The following is an 874-nucleotide window of genomic DNA, read 5'->3' on the forward strand; positions in this document are numbered from 1 at the left end:
CGGGGGCGATGTCGTACGGCGCCACCGAGGGCTACCAGCCGCTGCGCGAGCAGTTGACGGCCTTCATGGCGGCCAAGGGTGTGCAGGGTTTGAGCCCCGAGCAGCTGGTGGTGACCACCGGCAGCCAGCAAGGCCTGGACCTGCTGGGCAAAACCCTGGTGTCGCCCGGCGACAAGGTGATCGTGGAGGGGCCGACCTTCCTGGCCACCATCCAGTGCTTTCGCCTGTATGGCGCGGAGCTGGTGAGCGCCCCGATCGACGGCGACGGCGTGCAGGTGGACCGGCTGGAGCAGCTGATCGTCGAACACAAGCCGAAGTTCGTGTACCTGATTCCCACTTTCGGCAACCCCAGCGGTGCCACGTTGAGCCTGGAACGCCGCAAGCGTGTGCTGGAGTTGGCGGTGAAGCACCAGACGCTGATCGTGGAAGACGACCCCTACGGCGACCTGTACTTTGGCGAGGCGCCGCCGCCGAGCCTGCTGGCGCTGAGCGAGCAGGTGCCCGGCAGCCGGGATTGCCTGGTGCACTGCGGTTCGTTGAGTAAAACCTTGTCGGCCGGCTTCCGCTTGGGCTGGATGATCGCACCGCCCGAACTGCTGGCCAAGGCGGTGATGTGCAAGCAGTTCAGCGACGCCAATTCGAGCACCTTTGCCCAAGCCACCGTCGCGCAGTACCTGAAGGCCGGCCGCATGGCCGCCAACCTGCAGCGCGCCCGGGCGGTGTACGCCGAGCGCGCGCAGGCCATGTGCGACGGTTTGCGCAGTGCCCTGGGCGACGCCGTGGAATTTGTGCAGCCCCGGGGTGGCCTGTTCGTGTGGGCGCGGCTGACCGGTGCGCGCGGGCAAGTGCAGGACAGCCAGGTGTTCGCGCAGCG

1 protein-coding gene is annotated in these 874 nt (G+C 67.7%); it reads left to right on the plus strand.

The features are described 5' to 3' along the window. Nucleotides 1–874 (plus strand): PLP-dependent aminotransferase family protein (locus tag HA630_RS27080; RefSeq protein WP_166832202.1); only part of this gene is annotated, 874 nt, incomplete at both ends.

Source organism: Aquabacterium sp. A08 (assembly GCF_011742065.1).